Raw genomic sequence first — 17136 nt, 5'->3', positions numbered from 1 at the left:
AGATTCTCGGGTCTGCGCGGAGTTTATCCTTGGGCCGACCAGGGGTCGGACCCGAGGGCTTCGCCCGAGAATGACGGCGAGGTGCCAGCCTAGCTCCGCAGCCCCGGCGCTTCCTGCCCGGTGCGGGCGACGTATTCGGTATAGCCGCCGCCATAGGCATGGACGCCGTCCGGCGTCAGCTCCAGCAGGCGGTTGGAGAGCGCGGCGAGGAAATGCCGGTCGTGGCTGACGAAGAGCATCGTGCCCTCGTAGTTCGAGAGCGCGGTGATCAGCATCTCCTTGGTGGCGATGTCCAGGTGGTTGGTCGGCTCGTCCAGCACCAGGAAATTCGGCGGGTCATAAAGCATCATCGCCATGACGAGCCGGGCCTTCTCGCCGCCTGAGAGCACCCGGCAGCGCTTCTCGACATCGTCGCCCGAGAAGCCGAAGCAGCCGGCGAGCGAGCGGAGCGACCCCTGTCCGGCCTGCGGGAAGCGGTCCTCCAGCGCCTCGAACACGGTGCGCTCGCCGTCGAGCACCTCCATGGCATGCTGGGCGAAATAGCCGAGCTTGACGCTGGCGCCGATATTGACCGTGCCGGCATCGGGCTCGGTCGTGCCGGTGACGAGCTTCAGCAGCGTGGACTTGCCGGCGCCGTTGACGCCGAGCACGCACCAGCGCTCCTTGCGCTGGATCTGGAAATTCAGCCCCTCATAGATGCTGCGGCTGCCATAGGCCTTGTTCACGTTCTTGATGCTGACGACATCGTCGCCGGAGCGCGGCGCCGGCTGGAACTCGAAGGCGACGCTCTGGCGCCGCCGCGGCGGCTCGACGCGCTCGATCTTGTCGAGCTTCTTGACCCGGCTCTGCACCTGGGCGGCATGCGAGGCTCGCGCCTTGAAGCGCTCGATGAAGGCGATCTCCTTGGCGAGCATGGCCTGCTGGCGCTCGAACTGCGCCTGCATCTGCTTCTCGGCCAGCGCCCGTTGCTGCTGGTAGAACTCGTAATCGCCGGAATAGGTCGTCAGCGCGCCGCCATCGATCTCGATGATCTTGCCGACGATGCGGTTCATGAACTCGCGATCGTGCGAGGTCATCAGCACGGCGCCGTCATAGTTCTTGAGGAAGGATTCCAGCCAGATCAGGCTTTCGAGGTCGAGATGGTTCGACGGCTCGTCGAGCAGCATCGCGTCGGGACGCATCAGCAGGATGCGGGCGAGCGCGACGCGCATCTTCCAGCCGCCGGAGAGGCCGCCGACATCGCCCTCCATCATCTCCTCGCTGAAGCCCAGTCCCGCGAGCACCTCGCGCGCGCGGCCGTCGAGCGCATAGCCGTCGAGCTCCTCGAACCGGCCCTGCACCTCGCCATAGCGGGTGATGATCTCTTCCATCTCGTCGGCCCGGTCGGGATCGACCATGGCGGCTTCGAGTTCGGCGAGCTCGGCTGCGACCGTGCTGACCGGGCCGGCCCCGTCCATGACCTCGGCGACGGCGCTGCGCCCGGCCATTTCGCCGACATCCTGGCTGAAATAGCCGATGGTGATGCCGCGATCGGTCGAGACCACGCCTTCGTCGGGCGCCTCCTCGCCGGTGATCATCCGGAACAGCGTGGTCTTGCCGGCGCCGTTGGGCCCGACTAGGCCGACCTTCTCGCCCTTCAGCAGCCCGGCCGAGGCCTCGATGAAGACGATCTGCTTTCCGTTCTGCTTGCTGATGTTCTCGAGGCGGATCATGGAAATGGGGAACCTTGGCAGGGGCGGCGCCAATGACCACCGTGAGGCGGTGATTGGCGGAACCGCGCCGTCATCCCGGGCTTGACCCGGGATCCATCGGAAGGCGCCGGAGCTCTACGATGGATCCCGGATCGGCGCCGCTTCGCGGCTTGTCCGGGATGACGGGGGGATGGATGAATTGATTGGAGAGCGCTCTACGCGATGAAGGCGGTCAGGGGAAGGCTATTGACCGTGATCAGGCCGAGATGACGGCGCTGCGGGCATTGGCGGCGCTCAGGAGATCGGCGGGCGCCAGCGCGATCTGCAGGCCGCGCTGGCCGCCATTGACATAGACCAGCGCCTCGGCAGAAGCCGCCTCGTCCACGATCGTCGGCAATCTGCGCTTCTGGCCGAAGGGGCTGACCCCGCCGACCTTGTAGCCGGTCAGGCGCTCGGCATCCGGCACCGGCATCATCGCCGCAGCCTTGCCGCCGAACGCAGCCGCGACCTTCTTCATGCTGGCCTCGCGGTCGGAGGCGAGCACGATGCAGACTGGCTTGCCGTCGACCTGCGCGATCAAGGTCTTGAGCACGCGCTGGGGCGGCTCGCCCAGCGCCTCCGCCGCCTGCAACCCGACGCGCTCGGCATTCGGATCGTAGGTGTAGCCGTGCAGCTCGAAACGGATTCCGAGCTGCTTCAGCGCCAGCGTGGCGGGGGTCGTCTGGGCCATCGTCCCGGCGCCTGTGGGGAAACATAAATCTCTGACTCTCTCTGAAGAGATTTCCTAAGAATATCAATGTGGCTGTGCTTCCGGTGCTGGGCTATCTCTGACTCGCAAAACGCAGTTGCTTGACTCGAAGGTCGGCTCTTCGCAAAAGCCTGACTCATCGCTTTATGTCCTAAAATTTCTCGCTGCAGAGGCCTCCTTGCACAGCTTCGCGACCTCGGGATCGGCGGATTGAACGCATCCTGGCTCGCGCAATGTCGGAGAAAGTCGGTTCTGATAAGCCCGTTCTCAAAAATGCCTGACTCGAATGTTCTATCTTCTGTAGAAGATCGACTCAAATCGCTGATCTAACGCGTAAGTTGGTCTCGCAGACGCCGCCTAAGCCGCGCCATGCTCCCCCTCGCTCGCAGGCGCTCTCCAATCCATACGTCCGTTGGCTCGTCGAACCTACGCAGTCCGATCCGCTGCCGCGGCCGGCTAAAAATCGGGCTTAAGATCCGGCTCGCGCTTCCAGCCGGCCTCTGGGTAGCACAACACTCAGCCTACCAATCACGGTAAAAGCCGGCCCTTCTGCTCCGGAGTAGCGGAAAATGGCGACTCGCGGTCGAATACCTGCGGGGAATGCAAACCCCAAAGCCCTGCAGTTCAAGAATCATAGACTCTAGCCGACAGCGGGGCGCGCCCAGCATACTGCTTAGCAACGAGCACGATGGGTGCGGGGGTCTCCGCCCTCAGCCGAAGCAACCGGTCGTTGGAGAGGCACGCCTAAAAGCGGGTTTGCAGCTGCAGCCTTCGACTAGAGGCCCAAATCGGCGGCGGCAGATCGACCAGATCGCGCCCTTCGTCGGCCGCGGATTCATTGCTGCTTGCCCGCATCGCTCAACCTGCAGCCCGTGAGATCCGAGACGAGGCTCCCCGAGAAGCGCTCTGATCGGGATTTGTCGAGAAAATCTGACTCTTTTGCGCCGAAGGATGGCAATCACGAACCGTTTTAGCGACAAACTCCGGGCCGCTGTCTGAACGCACATATTCCGGAACACCGCGCAGGATGAAGAGGTCCGAGAGGACGTCGATGAAATCGGTCGACCTGAGCCGCCGATAGATGCGGATCGCCAGGCATTCCCGGGTGAGCTCGTCGATCACGTTCAACATGCGAAACCTCCGGCTGTTGTGGGTGAGGTCCTCGACAAAGTCATAGGACCAGACGTGGTTTGGGTGTTCTGGCCGCAGCCGCACGCAAGATCCGTCGCTCAGCCAGAGGCGCCTCTTCTTCGGCTGCCGCCGAGGCACTTTCAGCCCTTCTCGCCGCCAGATCCGCTCGATGCGCTTGACGTTTACTGCCCAGCCGGCGGGATGCAGCAGCGCTGTGATCCGCCGATAGCCGTAGCGCCCATATTGGGTGGCGAGCTCGACGATATCAGCCGTCAACGCTGCTTCGTCGGCGCGCCCCATTGGCTGCTTTCGCTGCGTCGAACGATGCTGCCCCAGGACCCGGCACGCCAGTCGCTCCGAAACATGGAGCTTCACCACGACATGCTCGATACAACGGCGACGCCGGGCGGGGCTCAGAAGTTTCCCGAGGCGGCCTCTTTGAGAATGAACTTCTCAAGCGTCAGGTCCGACACGGCCTTGCGTAGACGCTCGTTCTCCTTCTCAAGGTCCTTCAGGCGCTTCACTTGATCGCTCTTCAGGCCGCCGAACTCCTTGCGCCAACGATAATAGGTGAAGGCCGTCACCCCGATCGTCCGGACTGCCTCGGCAACCGGCCGACCCTGAGACAGCAACACGTCAACCTGTCGCAGCTTCGCGACGATCTCTTTAGGCTTGTGCTTCTTCTGCGCCATAGCGGCTTCCTCCAAGGCTCAAAAGCCTACTCCACGGAGGACCACTTTTCAGGGGGCAGGCCAAGCCCGGCGAGATGCATGCCCGAGGCCGGCTGATTTATGCCCATGACGGCGGCCGCCTCATGATCACGAAGCCGATCGACGGCAATCCCGCCACGGCGGCCAATGGTGGCACCATCGGCATTACGGCTGCGATCCGTTACCAGGTCCTCGCTTGGCACAAGGCCAGCAACACGCATGGCGGCACGGCGATCAAGAGCCCGCCTAGCGAGCGCCCAAACGGCATTCGTTGCCTTCCTTCGCGATCCTGACGGAAACAGGCTGACTGCGCGCCCTCAGCCGACTAGACGAATGTCGCGTGTTATCGAGAGGACCTCCTCGGCGGCGGCCGGCGCCGTAGGAGCAGACAGCTGCGACATTAAGACGAGCTCGGCTCAAATCGACCTGTCCGACGACGCGCCGGGTTACCGGGAGGCCGAGAGTTCAACGCCGCGCCAGAAGCGGAACTAAGCGCGCTGCCTGGAAGCAGCCATTGGAAGCGTTGTCGGCGTCTTACCTCAAGCAGCAAGGACTACGGCAGCTTGGCGCAGACGCAAGCGCTCAAGCTTCACATGACCTGGGCCAACGAATGGTGATACGGGCTTCCCGTCGGCATCTGGCTAAAGCGCGCTCAGCCTTCCATCTCCTCGATGTTGGCGAGCACACGCCCAAGAAGCGCGACGAGCGTTGCAACCTCCTCGGTGGATAGCCCCTTCGTCATATCGGCATTGCCCTGACGCAGCACCGCGCGCCCGGCCGGCAGGCGTCCGCGGGCCTCATCCGTCAGAGCGATCAGACTGGATCGACGATCCCGCGGGTCGGGCTCGCGGGTGATCAGCCCGTCGCGCTCCATGCGCGTGAGCATCTGTGCCATGGTCGGTTGCTCGACCTTGGCCAGGCGCGCCAGCTCGCTTTGCGAGAGGCGAGCGCCGCTTTGAAGGGCGGCGAGCACAGGCAGCTGGGCCGTCGCGAAGCCGAGAGCGCGAAGCCTCGCATCGCCGATGCGCATCATCCCCCGGGCGATGCGGCTGAAATAATGCCCCGGATGGCTTAACGGATCCCACTCGCCATCGACCATTGCATAGGCTCCTATGTTAATATACATAGGAGGCTATGTATATGGAAGACAAGGAGATGACAATGGATCGCATCGCGATCATCGGCGCGGGCCCTGGCGGGTTGATGCTAGCTCGACTTCTGCAGCGTGAAGGAAAGCGGGTCGTCGTGTTCGAGCGGGACCGGCATCAGGGCGAGCGCCCACAGGGTGGATCGCTGGATCTCCATGAAGAGACCGGCCAACACGCGATCCGATCTGCAGGGCTCCAGCCTGAGTTTGCCGCCGTCGCGCGTCCCGAGGATCAGGGCGACCGCTTGTACGATACCGAGGGAACGCTTCTCTACGACCGGGACGGCTTGGGTGACGACCGGCCGGAAGTCGACCGCGGCGCGCTTCGGCAAATCCTTTTGAATTCCCTTGAGCCGGGGACCGTGCGATGGGGACACCGCATCGGTGCGATCCGGCCGAAGGACACCTCCTTCGAGGTCTGCGGCGACGGCTGGAGCGAGCCGTTCGACCTCATCGTCGGCGCCGACGGGGCGTGGTCCTGCGTCAGGCCGCTGCTTAGCGAAGCTGAACCGAGCTACGAAGGCGTGACGCTGGTCGAACTGGGGTTCGATATCGATCGCCACCCGGCGGTCGATGCTTTGACCGGCCGGGGAAAGATGTTCGCGGTCGGAGACAACCGTGCGCTCATCACGCAGCGGAACGGCCAGCGGCATATCCGGGGATATGCCGGCTTGCGTGTTCCGGAAGGGATCGCGCGGCAATGGCGGGCGTTGCCTGCGGAGCAGTTGAGAGCCATTTTGCTTGAGGCATTCATCGGCTGGGCTCCCTCCTTGATGGAGGTCGTCGAGAGCGGGGATATCCTCGCAATACGCCCGCTCCATGCCTTGCCGATCGGGCACCGTTGGCGAAGCGCGCCTGGATTGACGTTGCTCGGGGACGCCGCGCATCTGATGTCCCCGTTCTCGGGCGAAGGGGTTAATCTGGCACTTGCCGATGCGACCGACCTCGCACAGGCCCTCGTCTCCGGCCAGGGCTGGGCGGCAGTCAGTGCATCCGAGGAAGCGATGGCGGCGCGGGCCGAAATCGCGGCCGAAGGCGCTGCTCAAGGGGTGGAAGGCGTCTTCTCTTCCCTGGGCGCCGCGTCGGTTCTGGAGCACTATCTGGAGCGCACGAAAACATAGGGCAAGACGAGCGTTGAGTGACGCGATGTTCACGCGAACAGGCGGATACTCGATCCGACAGCGTATCGGCGCTGAGCGCCATCAGCTGACGTTGGCACATGGCGCGGAAGCAGACATTGTCTTCGGTATCGCGCGTGAGGATAACGATGATATCCCGGCATCACTTATCGGCCGCCATTTCGCGGAGGTGGCCGACGAAGAGGGCCGTAAGCGGTGACAAGGTTCGGCCCCCCTTCTTCACAAGACTGATCTGCCTCTCGAACCCTGCCGCCTCGATCCTGCGCGACCGGATCGCTGGATAGGCATCGATCTCCTTTGCCGATGAAGGCAGGATCGCGATGCCCAGACCGGCCTGCACCATTCCTACAGCCGTCATCATATAGGTCACTTCGACCGCTGGGCGCGGGATCAGCCCTGCAGCATGAAAGCCGGCCTCGACCACGGCGCGGACGCTGGTATCCGGATCCATCATAATCAAAGGGTATCGCATCAGCAGGTCCGGGGTTACGAGCTGCGCTTCAGCGAGCGCGTGAACCTGCGGAAAGACCACATGCATGCGGTCTTCGATCGTGAGCAGAACATCGACATCGGCCGCATTGGCTGGCCCGCCCGTCACCCCGATATCGACCTCCTCTGCCTCCACAAGCCCCAGGACGCGCCGGGCGATCACATCGCGTATGCGGAAATCGGCGCCCGGATACGCGACGCGGAACGAAGCGATGGCTTTCGGCAGCAGGGCGGCGGCGGCCGTGGGCAAGGCAGCGACCCTGACCAGACCCTGATATCCGGCCCCGTGGTTGCGAACCTCGGCCACGACGCCATCCAGATCCTGGACGAGGCGGCCCAGGACCGGAAGCAGGTCGCGCCCGGTTTGGGTGAGCGCGACCGAGCGCGAAGTCCGGTCGAACAGCCTGACGCCGAGACCCTCCTCAAGCTTTCGGATCTGCACGGTCAGGGTCGGTTGCGCGACATGCAGCAGCGCAGCGGCGCGGGTGAAGCTACCCAACCGCGCGACGGTCACGAAGGCCCTGATTTGACGAAGGTTAAGATCCATAGTGAAAAGCTATTTCAGAGATTGAATCATTTCAATTGATTGATCACCCTCCTCGCGCCAGCCTTGCCGAATGCGAACCATCAGGATCGGTGCCGGAGCGGGTTTCGCGGGGGATCGGATCGAACCCGCCGTCGAACTCGCCTGTCATGGGAACCTCGATTATCTCGTCTTTGAATGCCTGGCGGAGCGGACGATCGCTCTTGCCCAGCAGGCGCGTCTCGCGGACCCGGACAAGGGTTACGATGTTCTGCTGGAGCTGCGCATGTCCGCCGTGCTTGCCGCCTGCCGCGAGAACGGCACGCGGATCGTCACCAATATGGGCGCCGCCAACCCGCTGGCGGCCGCGGAACGAGTCCGGGATGTCGCGCGCCGGCTGGGTCTCGCCGGCCTGAAGGTCGCGGCCGTGACAGGCGACGATGTGCTCGAAGCCATCCGCGGCAGCCGGCTCTCGCTTCTGGAAGGCGGCACGCTGGCCGACCTGGACAATCGCATCATCTCAGCCAACGCCTATACCGGCGCGGCTCCGATCGCCGAGGCGCTAGCGGCGGGCGCCGATGTCGTCGTGACCGGACGAGCGGCCGATCCGGCGCTGTTCCTGGGACCGCTGATCCATTCCTTCGGCTGGGCTGCGGACGATTGGGAGACACTCGGCAAAGGCGTGCTGGCCGGGCATCTGCTCGAATGCGCCGGACAGGTTACCGGCGGCTATTTCGCCGATCCGGGCGTGAAAGACATCGAGGGACTGGCGCGCCTCGGCTTTCCGATCGGCGAGGTTTCCGAGAACGGCGATCTTATCGTGACCAAGCTCGAAGGGACCGGCGGCGCTGTCACGACCGCCACGGTCAAGGAACAGCTCCTCTACGAGATCGAGGACCCCGCGCGGTATCTACAACCCGATGTCGTGGCGGATTTTTCACAGGTTCGCGTCCGGAGCGTGGGGCCGGACCGGGTTGCGGTCGACGGCGGAAACGGCGCGGCGCGGACCGGTCTGCTCAAGGTCTCGATCGGCTATATCGACGGCCATGTCGGCGAGGGCCAGATTTCCTATGCCGGGACGGGAGCCGTCGAGCGCGGCCGCCTGGCGCTCGCAATCGTGCGCGAGCGCCTGGCGCTCACCGGCGTGCCAATGACGGAGGTTCGTTTCGACCTGGTCGGCGTGGATGCGCTGCACGGCGCCGCGCTGTCGCAGGGCGGTGCTCCCTACGAGGTTCGCGTACGCGTGGCCGCGCGGACCGAGGCGGCGGCCGACGCGATAGCGATCGGCAACGAGGTCGAGGCGCTCTACACCAACGGCCCGGCCGGCGGTGGAGGCGTATCGAAATCGGTGAGGCAGGTCGTCGCGATCGCCTCGGCTTTGGTGCCCGAAAGCCTCGTTTCGACCCAACTCGGCTTCTTCGAGGCCTGACGCCATGAAGCTCCGCCAGATCGCGCATTCCCGGACCGGCGACAAAGGTAATGTCTCGACCATATCGGTCATTGCTTTCGACGAAGCTGACTATTCCCTCCTTGCCGAACAGGTCACGGCGGCTCGCGTCGCCGCGCATTTCGCTGGCATCGTGACGGGGCCGGTCATCCGCTACGAGCTCCCGCAGCTCGGCGCCCTGAATTTCGTCATGAAAGGCGCGCTCGGCGGCGGCGTCACGCGCTCGCTAGCGCTCGACGCGCACGGCAAGAGCCTGAGCTCCGCACTGCTCGATCTCGATCTCACCGCCCCGGAGCACCCGGAAGGCGGCCAAGCCCGGCAGGGCAAATCATAAAACTGAGAGGGACAACGCCCATGGCCACAAGACGCGGCTTTATCACTGGCATGGCTTCGACCCTGTGCCTGCCTTCGATTGTAGGGGCGCAAAGCGCGTCCACGCTCAAGTTCGCGCCGCAATCCGACGTGGCGATCCTCGATCCGATCATGAGCGTGTCCTATGTCACGCGAAATCATGCGCTGATGATCTTCGACACCCTCTACGGGGCCGACGAGCACAACCGCACCCAGCCGCAGATGGTGGAAGGCCATGGCGTCGAGCAGGACGGGCGCCAGTGGACGCTCACCCTCCGGGAGGGGCTGCGTTTCCACGATGGCTCGCCGGTGCTGGCCCGCGACGTGGTCACGAGCGTGAAGCGCTGGTGGAAGCGCGACAATGTCGGCCAGGTGCTTGCTGCGATCACGGACGAATTGTCGGCCGTCTCGGATCGCGAAGTCCGCTTCCGGCTCAAATCGCCGTTCCCGATGCTCCCCGACGCGCTCGGGAAATTTGGTACCAACAACGCGGTGATCATGCCCGAGCGGCTCGCGCTGACCGAGCCCACCGTGCAGGTTACCGAGATGGTCGGCAGCGGCCCCTATCGCTTCGTCGCCGATGAGCGCGTGCCGGGCAGCCGCATCGTCTACGCGAAATTCGACGGCTACGTACCGCGCCAGAGCGGGACAACGAGTGCTCTCGCCGGGCCGAAGATCGCCCATTTCAACCGTGTCGAGTGGGTGGTCATGCCGGACGTCGCCACCGCGGCTTCCGCGCTCCAGACCGGAGAGGTCGACTGGTGGGAGCAACCGGCCTCGGACTACTGGGACCTTCTCGCCGCCAACAAGGACGTGAAGCTGGACCTGATCGACTCCTTCGGGTCAGCAGGCGTCGTCCGCTTCAACTTTCTGCAGGGGCCGACAAGCAATGTCCTCGTGCGTCGGGCTGCGCTGGCGGCGATCAGCCAGAGGGACGTCATGACCGCCGTGATCGGCGAGGATGCGCAACGCTGGAAGGACAAGGTCGGCTATTTCCTGCCGGGTACGCCGATGGCGAGCGAGACGGGACTCGACGCGTTGAAAGAGCCGCCGGACAGGGAGGTGGCTAGGCGCCTGCTCAAGGAGGCCGGCTACAAGGGCGAGCCGCTGATCTATCTCGTGCCGGGCGATGTCGCCACGATCAAGGCTCAGGGAGAGGTCGTCACGGATGCGTTGAAGCAGGCCGGCTTCAACATCGACATGCAAATGATGGACTGGGGCACGGTGCTCACCCGCGCCAACAACCGACAAGGGCCCGACAAGGGCGGCTGGCACCTGGTGGGCACCTTCACGGCCGGAGTCGGCCTGCTCAACCCATCGAGCAACAACTTTCTGCGCGGCAGCGGCACATCCGCCATCTTCGGCTGGTCCGATATTCCCCGCCTCGAGGAGTTGCGGATGGACTGGTTCCGGACGCCCGACGAAAAGGCGCAAGCCGCGATCTGTGCCGAAATCCAGCGTGTAGCCTTCGAGACAGTACCCTATGCGCCGACGGGCCTCTACTTCCAGCAGACGGCTTATCGCAACAACCTGACCGGCGTGCAGAAGGGTCTGCCGCTGTTCTATGGAGTGCGCCGGTCATGAGCGGCATCATCGCGCAGCCGTGTCGCTCTATCCCGCGCGGCGAGGATTTCCTGCTGCTGTCGCCGACCTGGCAGGCCTATGCCTATGCCAATGTCGACGCCATGTTCGCGACGCGGGGCATCGCCCGCGGCGCCGAAGCCTTCCCGCTATCTCGCGGGCGGGAGATTACAGCGGACTACGAGTTGGCTGGTGAGCGCCGCGGCCTTGAAGACTATATAGAGCGGAACAACGTCGCCGGGTTGCTCGTGCTGCAGGGCAGTACGATCCGGCTTGAGCGTTATGCGCTGGGGCTGGAAGAGAACCGGCGCTGGTCGTCGATGTCGATGATCAAGTCGCTGACCTCCACACTCGTCGGCGCGGCCCTCCAAGACGGCTCCATCGAGAGCCTCGACGATGCCGTCTCGCGCTATCTCCCGGCGCTGCGCGGCAGCGCCTATGACGCGGTGAACGTTCGCGACCTGATCACCATGTCGTCCGGTGTCGACTGGAACGAGGACTACACCGACCGTAATTCGCATGTGAACCGCTACAGCAAATCGCTCGGCGACAAGGTGCCTGGCGGCGTGCTGGCACTCATGCGGAGCGTGCGCGGCCTGCATCCGCCCGGCAGCCAGTTCAACTACAATACGGGTGATACTTACCTCCTCGGCGCGCTGCTTTCGGCCGCGACGGGCCGCACGCTAGCGGATTACATGTCCAGCAAGATCTGGTCGCGCTTCGGCATGGAATTCGACGCCTTCTACACCCTCGAATCCGAGGGCGGCCAGGAGATCGGCGGCAGCCGCGCCGGGATGGCGCTGCGGGATTTCGGCCGGTTCGGGCTCTTCCTTCTCAACGGGGGCATGATCGGCAACGAACGTGTCCTGCCCGAGGGATGGCTCGATGCGGCCGGTTCTCGGGTCTTCATGCTCGACCCGGAGACCAACAATTACGGTGCTGATGGCTATGGCTACAGCTGGTGGATCGACCCTGACGGCGCGATGGTCGCGGTCGGATTCGCGGGGCAGACGCTATACATCAATCGGCAGGCCGACGTTGTCATCGTCACCTTGTCATGCCATCCGCAACCACCTTTCGCAGCGAGCTACGACGTGGATTTCAAGGCCGAGCGCTTCGCCTTCAAGGATGCGGTGCTACGCCAACTGGGGATCTAAATCGTTGCCCTGATAGCGTGATCCTTTGCGATCCTCCGAATGGTCGGCTCAGAACGAGATGCGCCACAACCAGACCCTCGACAGCTGACGGGAACCGGACGTAAGTCGCAAGTTGCGAGGTGGGCAATGTCAAAAGCGCTTTGCGCGCCGCCCCGATAATGCGACTTAGCGAGTCAGTCCATTCGGTTTGGAACAGTTCTTGAACATCACGATACGCGAGAGCGAGCGTTTGGCGGCGCTGGCCAGCTACAACATGCTGGACACACCGAGGGAACGCGACTTCGACGAGATCGCGGACCTGGCATCTCGAATCTGTGGCACGCCTATCGCGGTGGTGAACCTGATCGCCGAGGGTCGTCAGTTCTTCAAGGCCGAAGTCGGCCTTGGGGTGCGCGAGACGCCGCTCGACAGCTCGTTCTGCGCGAAGGCCATCCTCGAAGAGGACTTTCTACTCGTTCCTGACGCCACCAAGGATCACCGTTTCGATTGCAATCCCCTCGTCACTGGTGAGCCCGGGCTGCGCTTCTATGCCGGGGCCTTACTGAAGACCGAGCAAGGGCACGCGATCGGTACGGTGTGCGTCCTCGACTACAAGCCCCACGACCTCACCGACCTGCAGCAGGATACACTGAGGGTGCTGGCCCGCCAGGTGATGCGGCAGTTGGAGTTGAGGAAGGCTTTGAGGGATCGCGACGAGGCCCAGCGCCAGCAGGCCGTGCTGAATGCCGAGATCGCGCATCGCATGAAGAACACCCTCGCGATGGTTCAGGCCATCGCGACGCAAACGCTGAAGAGCGTGACCGAGCGCGACGCCGTCGCCGCCTTCAGCCAGCGGATCGCGGCCATGGGAATGGCACACGACCAGTTGCTTCAACAGGACTGGGAGGCAGCTTCCCTACTTAGCGTTGTCAGGCCGATGCTCGCTCTCCATGGCGACGACGGCCGGATCGTGGCATCGGGCTCCGACATCGAGCTTGGGCCGAAGGCGACGGTCTCCATCTCGCTGATGCTCCACGAACTGGCGACGAATGCCACCAAGCACGGCTCACTATCTTTGCCGACTGGCAAGGTCGACCTGTCGTGGCGGATCGACGAAAGTGGCGACGAGCCGACGCTGAGGGTTCGTTGGCTGGAATTTGGCGGTCCGCCGGTCTCAGAGCCGACCCGGCGCAGCTTTGGATCGCGCCTGATCGAGATGGGCTTGCTGGGCAAAGGCAGCGTCCAAAAGCAGTGGCTGCCCACGGGGCTGATCGCAGAATTCGAGGCGAGCCTGGCCGACGTCCAACTTCCGTGACCCGATAAAATTCAATCCGACACTGAACCATTCCATTCCACTCGAATTGGAACACCGCGGGTTAGAGGCGTTTTGAAAGTTCGAGAGAGCATGACCGTCGTTTTGGTGGTCGAGGATGAGCCGCTTATCCGCATGGACCTGGCATCCATGATTGAGGATGCAGGCATCGATGTGATCGAGGCTTGTAATGCGGACGACGCGATCGCGATTCTCGAAGTCCGCAAGGACATCACCATCATCTTCACCGACATCGAGATGCCCGGATCCATGGATGGATTGAAGCTGGCGTTCGCCGTGCGCGACCGGTGGCCACCGGTATCGATCATTATAGCCAGTGGCCGCATCCGGCCGGACCCGCATGAGATGCCGCCCGAGGTGCAGTTCCTCCGAAAGCCTCATAACGAGGTGATCGTGATGGAAGCCATAAAGGCGGCCTGAGAACGATGCCCGAAAGCATGATCCTCCGCCGCTGGGCATCCCGCATCCGGACCGACGACCGTGCAGCCTACACCGATTACGTCCGCCGCACCGGCGTATCGGACTATGGCGCCACCATGGGTAACTTGGGTTTCCAGATGCTGCTGCGGGATCTCGGCGACGGCACGACCGAGGTCGTCACGCTGTCCTGGTGGACGTCGATCGAAGCGATCAAGGCGTTCGCCGGCGAGGACCATAAGCGGGCGCGGTATTACCCCGAGGACGACAAGTACCTGTTGGAGAAGCCGGAAGGCGTAGAGCATTCCGATGTTGTGATCGACGGGATGTAGGGGCGCGGCATATGACCTCGGGCGCATTAATTTCGGTCCTGGACGATTGGTGCCTGTCCTATCCGGGCCTGTGGCTTTACGATCCAGGACGCCGGCATGTTCCCGCCGGACTACACTCGCTCATCTCCCTTGATCCGCGAGATGGACGGAATGCCAACGGTAGTTGCCGAAGGAACTGGCATGCACAATCCGCACGGAGGCTGATGCGAGCAGCGCGCCAACTCCGGACATTGGAGCCTTGCCCGGAAGCGGACCTTCATTTCGCAACGCAGCTCTCGCCGCGCCGGAAGTCACTATACCGGACCAGGCGCCTAGGCGGGCGCGAGGCCTAGGGCAGCCGCCTTCCCTTGCTGCCGCCCGCTCAGGCGACCGCATTGCCCGGGACCGCTCCGGTCAGGCCGGACTGTGCGGCATGGAGGCTGCGGTAGCGCCCGCCTTGCCGGGCGAGCAGCTGGGCATGGTTGCCCTGCTCGACGACATCGCCGTTTTCGACGACTACGATCCGGGTGGCATTGGCGATGGTCGCGAGCCTGTGCGCGATCACCAGTGTGGTCCGGCCGCGCGACAATTCCGCCAGCGAGAGCTGGATCGCCTTCTCGGTCTCAGTGTCGAGCGCCGAGGTCGCCTCGTCGAGGATCAGGATCGGCGGGTTCTTCAGGAAGATGCGAGCGATGGCGAGGCGCTGTTTCTGGCCGCCCGAGAGCTTGACGCCGCGCTCGCCGATCACGGTATCGAGCCCGTCTGGCAGGGCGGCGATGACGGCATCGAGCCGCGCTTGCCGCGCCGCTTCGATGATGTCCTCCTCGGTCGCTCCGAGGCGGCCATAGGCGATATTGTCGCGGATCGTACCGGCGAACAGGAACACGTCCTGCTGCACGATGCCGATATTGGAACGCAGCGATTTCAACGTCATGTCGCGGATGTCGATGCCGTCGATCGTGATCGCCCCGCCCGTGACCTCGTAGAAGCGCGGTAGCAGCGAGCAGATCGTGGTCTTTCCGGCGCCGGAGGGGCCGACGAAGGCGATCGTCTCGCCCGCGCTGATCTCCAGGTTCAGCCCGTCGAAGATCGGCCGTCCTGCGCTGTAGCCGAAATGCAGGTCGCGATAAGCGATGTCCCCGCGTAGCCGCTCGACCTCGCGGGCGCCGGGGCGGTCCGCGACATCGGGGCGCGTCGCCAGGAAGGCGAGGTAGCGCTGGAAGCCGGCGATGCCCTTCGGATAGCTCTCGATCACTGCGTTGATCTTGTCGACCGGCCGGAAGAACACGCCGACCAGCAGCAGGAAGCCGACGAAGCCGCCGGCCGACAATTCGCCGCGCACCACGAACCAGCCGCCGGCCAGCATCACCACGACCTGGACGAAGCGCATCGAGAGATAGGACAGCGAGGTCGAGGCGGCCATCAGCTTGTAGGCGGCGAGCTTGGTGTCGCGATAATGCCGGTTACTCTCGGCGAAGAGCCGGCGCTCGTGATCCTCGTTGCCGAAGGCCTGGACAACGCGGATGCCGCCGACATTCTCTTCGATCCGAGCATTGAAATCGCCGACCCGGCCGTAGAGGGCGTGCCAGTTCGTGGTCATGCGGCTGCCGTAGCGGATGGTGACGAAGGCGGTGAACGGTACCACGAGCGCGGTGATGACCGCGAGCTGGGGATGGACCCACAGCATCAGCATGAAGGCGCCGATCAGGGTCATGATCGCGATGAACAGGTCCTCGGGGCCGTGATGGGCGACCTCGCCGATCTCCTCCAGGTCCTTGGTCAGGCGCGCCACGAGATGGCCGGTCTTCTGGTTGTCGAAGAAGCCGAAGGAGAGCTTCTGGAGATGGTCGAAAGCCTTGGCCCGCATCTCGGTCTCGATGCCTATGCCGAGCATGTGGCCCCAGTAGGTCACGATGACCTGCAGGCCTGCACTGATCAGATAGGCGAGGAAGAGGCCCGCCGCGGCGAGCCCGATCAGCCCGATCTCGCCGGTCGGCAGCAGCCGGTCGATGAACAGCGTCATGGCGATGGGGAAGGCGAGCTCTAGCAGGCCAGCCGCGACCGCGCTGCAGAAATCCAGCAGGAAGAGGCCGCGATGCGGCTGGTAATAGGCGGCGAACCGCTTGATTAGGTCCATGTCGGTCTCCGCGGCGGCCGCTCTCAGGCTGGGAGGGCGACCGGGCGCTTTGTCTGCGGATGGGCGATGACGCTCATCTCGACGCCGTAGATACGGGCAAGCTGCAGCGACGTCATCACCTCTTCGGCCGCTCCGCGGACGATCAACCGGCCCGAATGCAGGGCGATGATCTCGTCGCAGAACCGGGACGCCATATTCACGTCGTGCAGCACGACGATGACACCGAGGCCCTTTTTCGCGGAAAGCTTATGCACCAGCGACAGGACCTCGATCTGGTGAGCGATGTCGAGGGCCGAGGTCGGCTCATCCAGCAGCAGGCATTCGGCGTCCTGCGCGATCAGCATCGCGATCCAGACGCGCTGGCGCTCGCCGCCAGAGAGCGTGTCCACCAGCCGGTCAGCGAAGGCATCGACGCCGGTCAGCGCCATCGCCTCAGCCACCTTCTCGCGATCCTTGGCGTTAAAGCGGCCAAGCGCGCCATGCCAGGGATAGCGGCCAAGCGCGACCAGCTCCTTGACCAGCATGCCGGACGAGGCCGGCGTCTGCTGCGGGAGATAGGCCACCTTGCGCGCGAAGCCGCGGCTGCTCCAGGCGTCGAGCGCGGTGCCTTCGAAGCGGATCGTGCCCGCCGTCGGAGCCTGCTGGCGCGCCAGCAGCTTGAGCAGCGTCGACTTGCCGGAGCCGTTATGGCCGATCAGCCCGATGACCTGCCGCGTCGGCAGCGACAGCGTCAGCGGTTCCAGTAGCACGCGGCCGGGCACGCTGAAGGAAACGCCGTCGAGTTCGAACAACTCGCCGGCGGTTTGTGACGCAGCCGCGGTCATTGTTAGCGCCTGTGCCGCCGG

At 64.1% G+C, this 17136-nt stretch carries 14 protein-coding genes and 3 pseudogenes; 10 read left to right on the top strand and 7 right to left on the bottom strand.

Features of this window, described 5'->3' with window-relative positions; genetic code table 11:
• Nucleotides 1-89: 89 nt before the first annotated feature.
• The 3 genes and pseudogenes from JHD80_RS03475 to JHD80_RS03465 all read right to left on the bottom strand — a co-directional run.
• Nucleotides 90-1712, bottom strand: coding sequence for an ABC-F family ATP-binding cassette domain-containing protein (locus JHD80_RS03475; RefSeq protein ID WP_199084977.1), 1623 nt, complete (start codon nt 1710-1712; stop codon nt 90-92).
• A gap of 235 nt (nt 1713-1947) precedes the next feature.
• Nucleotides 1948-2421, bottom strand: a complete 474-nt coding sequence (gene ybaK / locus JHD80_RS03470) for a Cys-tRNA(Pro) deacylase (RefSeq protein WP_199084976.1) — start codon at nt 2419-2421, stop codon at nt 1948-1950.
• A gap of 975 nt (nt 2422-3396) precedes the next feature.
• Nucleotides 3397-4262 (bottom strand): annotated as a pseudogene (locus JHD80_RS03465) (IS3 family transposase); the annotation flags it as partial.
• Nucleotides 4263-4324: 62 nt separating this feature from the next.
• On the opposite strand from JHD80_RS03465, the pseudogene JHD80_RS03460 reads away from it, so the two are divergent.
• Nucleotides 4325-4610 (top strand): annotated as a pseudogene (locus tag JHD80_RS03460) (VOC family protein); the annotation flags it as partial.
• 322 nt (nt 4611-4932) lie between these two features.
• Here the strand turns inward: JHD80_RS03460 and JHD80_RS03455 are convergent.
• Nucleotides 4933-5379, bottom strand: a complete 447-nt coding sequence (locus tag JHD80_RS03455; RefSeq protein ID WP_199084975.1) for a MarR family winged helix-turn-helix transcriptional regulator — start codon at nt 5377-5379, stop codon at nt 4933-4935.
• A 35-nt stretch (nt 5380-5414) separates the two neighbouring features.
• On the opposite strand from JHD80_RS03455, the gene JHD80_RS03450 reads away from it, so the two are divergent.
• Nucleotides 5415-6548, top strand: coding sequence for an FAD-dependent oxidoreductase (locus JHD80_RS03450; protein WP_248311367.1), 1134 nt, complete (start codon nt 5415-5417; stop codon nt 6546-6548).
• Between the two features lie 160 nt (nt 6549-6708).
• Here the strand turns inward: JHD80_RS03450 and JHD80_RS03445 are convergent, their stop codons facing one another.
• Nucleotides 6709-7602: a LysR family transcriptional regulator gene (locus JHD80_RS03445; RefSeq protein WP_199084974.1), complete on the bottom strand. Its 894-nt coding sequence runs from the start codon at nt 7600-7602 to the stop codon at nt 6709-6711.
• 70 nt (nt 7603-7672) lie between these two features.
• Here JHD80_RS03445 and JHD80_RS03440 point away from each other — a divergent pair, with 70 nt between their 5' ends.
• The 8 genes and pseudogenes from JHD80_RS03440 to JHD80_RS03410 all read left to right on the top strand — a co-directional run bounded on the left by JHD80_RS03440 (nt 7673) and on the right by JHD80_RS03410 (nt 14175).
• Nucleotides 7673-9007, top strand: coding sequence for an acyclic terpene utilization AtuA family protein (locus tag JHD80_RS03440; RefSeq protein ID WP_199084973.1), 1335 nt, complete (start codon nt 7673-7675; stop codon nt 9005-9007).
• Between the two features lie 4 nt (nt 9008-9011).
• Entirely contained in the window at nt 9012-9359 is a 348-nt protein-coding gene (locus JHD80_RS03435) for an AtuA-related protein (RefSeq protein WP_199084972.1), read from the top strand.
• Nucleotides 9360-9379: 20 nt separating this feature from the next.
• The gene (locus JHD80_RS03430) at nt 9380-10960 is read left to right on the top strand and encodes an ABC transporter substrate-binding protein (protein ID WP_199084971.1); all 1581 of its coding nucleotides are present in this window, start codon (nt 9380-9382) and stop codon (nt 10958-10960) included.
• Entirely contained in the window at nt 10957-12114 is a 1158-nt protein-coding gene (locus JHD80_RS03425; protein WP_199084970.1) for a serine hydrolase domain-containing protein, read from the top strand. The genes JHD80_RS03430 and JHD80_RS03425 overlap by 4 nt, the downstream gene beginning before the upstream one ends.
• Nucleotides 12115-12367: 253 nt before the next feature.
• Nucleotides 12368-12811 (top strand): annotated as a pseudogene (locus JHD80_RS29375) (GAF domain-containing protein); the annotation flags it as partial.
• 18 nt (nt 12812-12829) lie between these two features.
• Complete coding sequence (locus JHD80_RS29370; protein ID WP_465246490.1) at nt 12830-13408, top strand: HWE histidine kinase domain-containing protein; 579 nt, start codon at nt 12830-12832, stop codon at nt 13406-13408.
• A gap of 90 nt (nt 13409-13498) precedes the next feature.
• Nucleotides 13499-13846 carry a response regulator gene (locus tag JHD80_RS03415; protein WP_199084969.1) on the top strand — a complete coding sequence of 116 codons (348 nt, stop codon included), beginning with the start codon at nt 13499-13501 and terminating at the stop codon, nt 13844-13846.
• Between the two features lie 17 nt (nt 13847-13863).
• Nucleotides 13864-14175, top strand: a complete 312-nt coding sequence (locus tag JHD80_RS03410) for an antibiotic biosynthesis monooxygenase family protein (RefSeq protein ID WP_199084968.1) — start codon at nt 13864-13866, stop codon at nt 14173-14175.
• A 361-nt stretch (nt 14176-14536) separates the two neighbouring features.
• On the opposite strand, the gene JHD80_RS03405 is transcribed toward JHD80_RS03410, so the two are convergent.
• Complete coding sequence (locus JHD80_RS03405) at nt 14537-16291, bottom strand: ABC transporter ATP-binding protein (RefSeq protein WP_199084967.1); 1755 nt, start codon at nt 16289-16291, stop codon at nt 14537-14539.
• A 23-nt stretch (nt 16292-16314) separates the two neighbouring features.
• Nucleotides 16315-17115 carry an ATP-binding cassette domain-containing protein gene (locus tag JHD80_RS03400; RefSeq protein WP_199085009.1) on the bottom strand — a complete coding sequence of 267 codons (801 nt, stop codon included), beginning with the start codon at nt 17113-17115 and terminating at the stop codon, nt 16315-16317.
• Nucleotides 17116-17136: the final 21 nt, after the last annotated feature.

It is taken from the genome of Allobosea sp. ASV33 (assembly GCF_016428755.1).
Lineage (GTDB): Bacteria > Pseudomonadota > Alphaproteobacteria > Rhizobiales > Beijerinckiaceae > Allobosea.
The sequence above is the reverse complement of the archived record's forward strand: the minus strand, read 5'-3'. Positions and strand labels throughout refer to the sequence as shown.

Bases quoted from the DNA above. Each gene is read 5' to 3' on its own strand.
- JHD80_RS03455 (WP_199084975.1), bottom strand. From the start codon at position 5,379: ATGGTCGATGGCGAGTGGGATCCGTTAAGCCATCCGGGGCATTATTTC.
- JHD80_RS03400 (WP_199085009.1), bottom strand. From the start codon at position 17,115: ATGACCGCGGCTGCGTCACAAACCGCCGGCGAGTTGTTCGAACTCGAC.
- ybaK (WP_199084976.1), bottom strand. From the start codon at position 2,421: ATGGCCCAGACGACCCCCGCCACGCTGGCGCTGAAGCAGCTCGGAATC.
- JHD80_RS03435 (WP_199084972.1), top strand. From the start codon at position 9,012: ATGAAGCTCCGCCAGATCGCGCATTCCCGGACCGGCGACAAAGGTAAT.
- JHD80_RS03445 (WP_199084974.1), bottom strand. From the start codon at position 7,602: ATGGATCTTAACCTTCGTCAAATCAGGGCCTTCGTGACCGTCGCGCGG.
- JHD80_RS03440 (WP_199084973.1), top strand. From the start codon at position 7,673: ATGCGAACCATCAGGATCGGTGCCGGAGCGGGTTTCGCGGGGGATCGG.
- JHD80_RS03450 (WP_248311367.1), top strand. From the start codon at position 5,415: ATGTATATGGAAGACAAGGAGATGACAATGGATCGCATCGCGATCATC.
- JHD80_RS03425 (WP_199084970.1), top strand. From the start codon at position 10,957: ATGAGCGGCATCATCGCGCAGCCGTGTCGCTCTATCCCGCGCGGCGAG.
- JHD80_RS03475 (WP_199084977.1), bottom strand. From the start codon at position 1,712: ATGATCCGCCTCGAGAACATCAGCAAGCAGAACGGAAAGCAGATCGTC.
- JHD80_RS03430 (WP_199084971.1), top strand. From the start codon at position 9,380: ATGGCCACAAGACGCGGCTTTATCACTGGCATGGCTTCGACCCTGTGC.
- JHD80_RS03405 (WP_199084967.1), bottom strand. From the start codon at position 16,291: ATGGACCTAATCAAGCGGTTCGCCGCCTATTACCAGCCGCATCGCGGC.
- JHD80_RS03410 (WP_199084968.1), top strand. From the start codon at position 13,864: ATGATCCTCCGCCGCTGGGCATCCCGCATCCGGACCGACGACCGTGCA.
- JHD80_RS03415 (WP_199084969.1), top strand. From the start codon at position 13,499: ATGACCGTCGTTTTGGTGGTCGAGGATGAGCCGCTTATCCGCATGGAC.